Origin of the sequence: Stenotrophomonas sp. (genome assembly GCF_031995405.1) — a bacterium.
Classification (GTDB): Bacteria; Pseudomonadota; Gammaproteobacteria; order Xanthomonadales; family Xanthomonadaceae; genus Stenotrophomonas.
In genome coordinates this window covers 1-6,451 of sequence record NZ_DAMAGC010000174.1, presented here as the reverse complement: position 1 = coordinate 6,451, position 6,451 = coordinate 1, and the positions used below count along the sequence as shown (strand labels likewise).

The window sequence follows — 6,451 nt, the reverse complement described above, 5'->3', positions numbered from 1 at the left end:
CGCTGGAAGCCCAGCTGGAAGCGCGCGCGCTGATGATGTCGACCAACAACATCCTGTCGCCGGCCAACGGCGAGCCGATCATCGTGCCTTCGCAGGACGTCGTGCTGGGTCTGTACTACATGACCCGCTCGCTGGAGAACAAGAAGGGCGAGGGCATGGCCTTCGCCAACATCTCCGAAGTCAAGCGCGCCTACGACAACCGCGTGGTGGAACTGCACGCGCGCGTCAAGGTCCGCATCACCGAAGTGGTGACCGACGAGGACGGCAACAAGCAGAACAAGACCTCGATCGTGGACACCACGATCGGTCGCGCCCTGCTGGCTGAAATCCTGCCGGAAGGCCTGCCGTTCGCGCTGGCCAACACCGAGCTGACCAAGAAGAACATCAGCCGCCTGATCAACTCCAGCTACCGCCAGCTGGGCTTGAAGGACACGGTCGTGTTCGCCGACAAGCTGATGTACACCGGCTTTGCCTACGCAACCCGCGCCGGCGTGTCGATCGGTATCGACGACATGCTGATCCCGGACGAGAAGAAGGGCATCCTCACCGAGGCCGAAGCCGAAGTGCTGGAAATCCAGGAGCAGTACCAGTCGGGCCTGGTCACCGCCGGCGAGCGCTACAACAAGGTGGTCGACATCTGGTCGCGTACCAATGAACGCATCGCCAAGGCGATGATGGACACCATTGGTACCGAGAAGGTGATCAACGCCAAGGGCGAGACCATCGACCAGAAGTCGATGAACTCGCTGTACATCATGGCCGACTCCGGTGCGCGTGGTTCGCAGGCGCAGATCCGCCAGCTGGCCGGTATGCGTGGCCTGATGGCGCGACCGGATGGCTCGATCATCGAAACGCCCATCAAGGCGAACTTCCGTGAAGGCCTGAACGTGCAGGAGTACTTCAACTCCACCCACGGCGCCCGTAAGGGTCTGGCCGATACCGCGCTGAAGACGGCGAACTCGGGTTACCTGACCCGTCGTCTGGTCGACGTGGCCCAGGACGTGGTCATCACCGAGGTGGATTGCGGTACCACCGAAGGCCTGACCATGACCCCGATCGTGGAAGGCGGCGACGTCGTGGAGCCGTTGAAGGACCGCGTGCTGGGTCGTGTCGTGGCCGAGGACGTGTTCCTGCCGGGCAACGACGAAGATCCGATCGTGACCCGCAACACCCTGCTCGACGAGCAGTGGGTGGCCAAGCTTGAAGACGCCAGCGTGCAGTCGGTGAAGGTCCGTTCGACCATCTCCTGCGCCTCGCCCTTCGGTGTGTGCGCCCATTGCTACGGTCGCGATCTGGCCCGTGGCCACATCGTCAACATCGGTGAAGCGGTCGGCGTCATCGCCGCCCAGTCGATCGGTGAGCCGGGTACCCAGCTGACCATGCGTACGTTCCACATCGGTGGTGCGGCATCGCGTGCGGCGGCGGTGGACAACATCACCGTCAAGACCACCGGTTCGGTCAAGTTCAACAACCTGAAGTCGGTCGAGCACGCCAGCGGTTCGCTGGTGGCGGTCTCGCGCTCGGGTGAAATCTCGGTGCTCGATGCCCACGGTCGTGAGCGCGAGCGTTACAAGCTGCCGTACGGCTCGACCATCGCTTCCAAGGATGGCGACCAGGTCAAGGCTGGCCAGACCGTGGCCAACTGGGACCCGCATAACCACCCGATCGTGTCCGAAGTGGCCGGTTTCATCCGCTTCATCGACTTCATCGACGGCGTCACCGTCATCGAGAAGACCGACGAACTGACCGGCCTGGCCTCGCGCGAAATCACCGATCCGAAGCGTCGTGGCTCGCAGGCCAAGGAACTGCGCCCGATCGTGCGTATCGTGGATGGCAAGGGCAATGACCTGACCATTCCGAACACCGATCTGCCGGCCCAGTACCTGCTGCCGCCGCGTTCCATCGTCAACCTGCAGGACGGCGCCGCCGTCGGCGTGGGCGACGTGGTCGCCAAGATCCCGCAGGAAGCGTCCAAGACCCGTGACATCACCGGTGGTCTGCCGCGCGTTGCCGACTTGTTCGAAGCCCGCAAGCCGAAGGATCCGGCGATCCTGGCCGAGCGTTCGGGCATCATCAGCTTCGGCAAGGACACCAAGGGCAAGCAGCGCCTGATCATCAAGGACACCGATGGTTCCGAGCACGAAGAGCTGATCCCGAAGTACCGTCAGGTGATCGTGTTCGAAGGCGAGCACGTGACCAAGGGCGAAACCATCGTGGACGGCGAGCCGAGCCCGCAGGACATCCTGCGTCTGCTGGGTGTCGAACCGCTGGCGGCCTACCTGGTCAAGGAAATCCAGGACGTGTACCGCCTGCAGGGCGTGAAGATCAACGACAAGCACATCGAAGTGATCACCCGTCAGATGCTGCGCAAGGTCGAGATCACCGACCAGGGCAGCAGCAAGTTCCTGAATGGCGAGCAGGCCGAGCGCCAGCGCGTCATCGAGGAAAATGCGCGTCTGACCGCCCGCAACGAGCTGATCGCCCGTTTCGATCCGGTCCTGCTGGGTATCACCAAGGCGTCGCTGGCCACCGAGTCGTTCATCTCGGCGGCCTCCTTCCAGGAAACCACCCGCGTGTTGACCGAAGCTGCCGTCCGCGGCACCAAGGACAACCTGCGCGGCCTGAAGGAAAACGTCATCGTCGGCCGCCTGATCCCGGCCGGTACCGGTCTGTCGTACCACGCCAACCGTCGTCGCAACGCCTCGGGTCTGACCGACTCGGAAATGCAGACCCTGTCCGGCTCCGCGCCGGTGGTGGCTGACGTGGCAGTGACGGCACCGGTGGCCGTGGAATCGACCGAAGCTGAACAGGCTCCGGGCAGCGACGAGTAATACGCAGGCCCGGCTTCGGCCGGGCCCGCGGCAGGGCAGGGCGCCGACCTCCGGGTCGGTCCCGTCCCGGAAAGGGTCCGACCCTGGGTCGGACCGGTGAATCAGCAGCGCCGGCCACTGGTCGGATGCCTGCCGATGAGGTAGGATGCCCGCCGGTCTTGCAAAGGACCGGCTTGACAACCTGAACGGGGGGCACGGAAAAGGCTCCCCTGTAACGGCCCGGGATCAGGGCTGGCCGGGCGCGTGCGCATTTGACTGCGTTTTCGCCGGGTTGCTACAATCGTCTGTCTCAGCAGGCCGGTTTCTCGCCTGCTCGCACATTTCCGCATTCAATGGCCAGTCTTTTCATTGGCCTCTCTCAGAAGAACATACTGATGGCGACGATCAATCAGCTTGTCCGCAAGCCGCGGCAGGCAACCACTTATAAGAGTGCCTCCCCGGCCCTCGATAAGTGCCCCCAGCGCCGTGGCGTCTGCACGCGCGTGTACACCACCACTCCGAAGAAGCCGAACTCGGCGCTTCGCAAGGTTGCCAAGGTTCGCCTGACCAACCAGGAAGAAGTGATTAGCTACATCGGCGGCGAAGGCCACAACCTGCAGGAACACTCCGTGGTCCTGATCCGTGGCGGTCGCGTCAAGGATCTGCCGGGTGTGCGTTACCACACCGTGCGTGGCTCGCTGGACGCCTCCGGCGTTGCCAAGCGTCGCCAGGGCCGTTCCAAGTACGGCGCCAAGCGTCCGAAGAGCTAAGGGAAAGTACACATGTCTCGTAAAGGTAATACGCCGCAGCGCTCTGTCCTGCCGGATCCGAAGCACGGAAGTGAAACCATCGCACGCTTCATCAACATGGTGATGCTGAGCGGCAAGAAGTCGGTCGCTGAAAAGATCGTCTATGGCGCCATGGACGTGATCGGCGAAAAGAACCCGAATTCCGTCGAGCTGGTTCAGAAGGCTCTGGAAAACGTGGCTCCGTCGGTCGAAGTCAAGTCCCGCCGCGTCGGTGGTGCCACCTATCAGGTGCCCGTCGAAGTGCGTTCCTCGCGCAAGATGGCGCTGGCCATGCGTTGGCTGATCGACTCCGCGCGCAAGCGTGGTGAGAACACCATGCCGAAGAAGCTGGCTGCCGAACTGCTGGACGCCTCGGAAAACCGTGGTGGCGCTATCAAGAAGCGCGAAGAAACCCACCGCATGGCCGAAGCCAACAAGGCATTCGCCCACTACCGCTGGTGAGTTTGACGGCCTTGCAAAACAGGCACGGCGGCACTATCTAGTGCCGCTTCGCGGCACCTGGGGTGCCGCGCCAATCCGAAGGCCGCCGAAAGGCGGCGTTCGGCCATCCGAATTCCAAGAAATTGAGAGGCTCCCGTGGCCCGCAACACTCCCATCGAGCGTTACCGCAACTTCGGCATCATGGCTCACATCGATGCCGGCAAGACCACCACGTCCGAGCGCATCCTGTTCTACACCGGCAAGAGCCACAAGATCGGTGAAGTGCACGACGGCGCTGCCACCATGGACTGGATGGAGCAGGAGCAGGAGCGTGGCATCACGATCCAGTCCGCTGCGACCACCGCGTTCTGGAAGGGCATGGACAAGTCCCTGCCGGAGCATCGCTTCAACATCATCGATACCCCCGGACACGTCGACTTCACCATCGAAGTCGAGCGCTCGCTGCGCGTGCTCGACGGCGCGGTGTTCGTGCTGTGCGCCGTCGGTGGCGTGCAGCCGCAGTCGGAAACCGTGTGGCGCCAGGCCAACCGCTACAAGGTGCCGCGCATCGCGTTCGTCAACAAGATGGACCGCACCGGCGCCAACTTCACCAAGGTCGTTGGCCAGTTGAAGGCCAAGCTGGGTGCCGTCGCCGTGCCGATGCAGCTGCCGATCGGCGCTGAAGAAGGCTTCAAGGGCGTCGTCGACCTGATCAAGATGAAGGCCATCCATTGGGATGAAGCCTCGCAGGGCATGAAGTTCGAGTACCTGGAGATCCCGGCCGACATGCAGGCGGAGGCCGAAGAGGCCCGCACCTACATGATCGAAGCCGCGGCTGAAGCCAGCGAAGAGCTGATGGAAAAGTACCTGGGCGGCGAAGAGCTGACCGAGGCCGAGATCGTCGAAGCCCTGCGCGTGCGCACCCTGGCCACCGACATCGTGCCGATGTACTGCGGTTCGGCGTTCAAGAACAAGGGCGTGCAGGCCATGCTGGACGGCGTGGTGCAGCTGCTGCCGTCGCCGATCGACGTGCCGGACGTGACCGGTACCGACGTGGACGATGAAACCATCGCCCTGAGCCGCAAGTCCGACGACAAGGCCCCGTTCTCGGCCCTGGCCTTCAAGATCATCACCGACCCGTTCGTGGGCGCGCTGACCTTCTTCCGTGTCTACTCGGGCACGCTGAACGCCGGCGACCAGCTGCTGAACTCGGTGAAGGGCAAGAAGGAGCGCATCGGCCGCATCCTGCAGATGCACTCCAACGATCGCGAAGAAATCAAGGAAGTGCTGGCCGGTGACATCGCCGCGGCTGTGGGTCTGAAGGACACCACCACCGGCGACACGCTGTGCTCGCAGGACCACCCGATCATCCTGGAGCGCATGGTGTTCCCGGAGCCGGTGATCTCGATGGCCGTCGAACCGAAGACCAAGTCCGACCAGGAAAAGATGGGTCTGGCCCTCGGCCGTCTGGCCCAGGAAGATCCGTCGTTCCGCGTCAAGACCGACGAAGAATCCGGCCAGACCATCATCTCGGGCATGGGCGAGCTGCACCTGGACATCATCGTCGACCGCATGAAGCGCGAGTTCAACGTTGAAGCCAACGTCGGCAAGCCGCAGGTGGCCTACCGCGAAACCATCCAGCTGGCCGACGTCAAGTCGGACTACAAGCACGCCAAGCAGTCCGGTGGTAAGGGTCAGTACGGTCACGTCGTGATCGAGCTGTCGCCGATCACCGCTGAAGACCGTGCCGATCCGAAGATCGCCCCGATGATCAAGGACGACTTCCTGTTCATCAACGACATCACCGGTGGCGTGATTCCGAAGGAATTCATTCCGTCGATCGAAAAGGGCCTGCGCGAAACCATCACCAGCGGTCCGCTGGCGGGCTTCCCGGTCGTGGACGTCAAGGTCAAGCTGGTCTTCGGCTCGTACCACGACGTCGACTCCTCGGAAATGGCGTTCAAGCTGGCCTCCTCGATGGCCTTCAAGCAGGGCTTCCAGAAGGCCAAGCCGGTTCTGCTGGAGCCGATCATGAAGGTCGAGATCGTGACCCCGAGCGACTATCAGGGTGACGTGATGGGCGACGTCAGCCGTCGTCGCGGCATGCTGCAGGGTTCGAGCGTGACCGGTGACGGTTCGGCGGAAATCATCAACGCGATGATCCCGCTGGGTGAAATGTTCGGTTACGCCACCTCGCTGCGTTCGCAGACCCAGGGTCGCGCGACGTTCACGATGGAATTCGACCACTACGAGCCGGCGCCGTCGAACATCGCCGAAACCGTGATCAAGAAGTCCTGAGCGTAAGCTCGGGACTCCACCTCATTCTTTTCTGATATCCAAGGTATACAACAATGGCAAAGGGTAAGTTCGAGCGCACCAAGCCGCACGTCAACGTCGGCACCATCGGTCACG

The 6,451-nt window shown here is 62.8% G+C and carries 4 protein-coding genes; all 4 read left to right on the top strand.

Annotated elements, in window-relative coordinates; genetic code table 11:
• The coding region (locus RTO53_RS19030; protein WP_312239245.1) for a DNA-directed RNA polymerase subunit beta' at window positions 1-2,831 on the top strand (2,831 nt) is incomplete at its 5' end.
• A gap of 374 nt (window positions 2,832-3,205) precedes the next feature.
• Window positions 3,206-3,580, top strand: a complete 375-nt coding sequence (rpsL, locus tag RTO53_RS19025) for a 30S ribosomal protein S12 (RefSeq protein WP_017356008.1) — start codon at window positions 3,206-3,208, stop codon at window positions 3,578-3,580.
• A 12-nt stretch (window positions 3,581-3,592) separates the two neighbouring features.
• Complete coding sequence (gene rpsG / locus RTO53_RS19020; protein WP_019186122.1) at window positions 3,593-4,060, top strand: 30S ribosomal protein S7; 468 nt, start codon at window positions 3,593-3,595, stop codon at window positions 4,058-4,060.
• A 135-nt stretch (window positions 4,061-4,195) separates the two neighbouring features.
• A complete protein-coding gene (gene fusA, locus RTO53_RS19015; protein ID WP_312239244.1) occupies window positions 4,196-6,337 on the top strand; it encodes an elongation factor G in 2,142 nt (713 codons plus the stop codon).
• The last annotated feature ends 114 nt before the right edge of the window (window positions 6,338-6,451 follow it).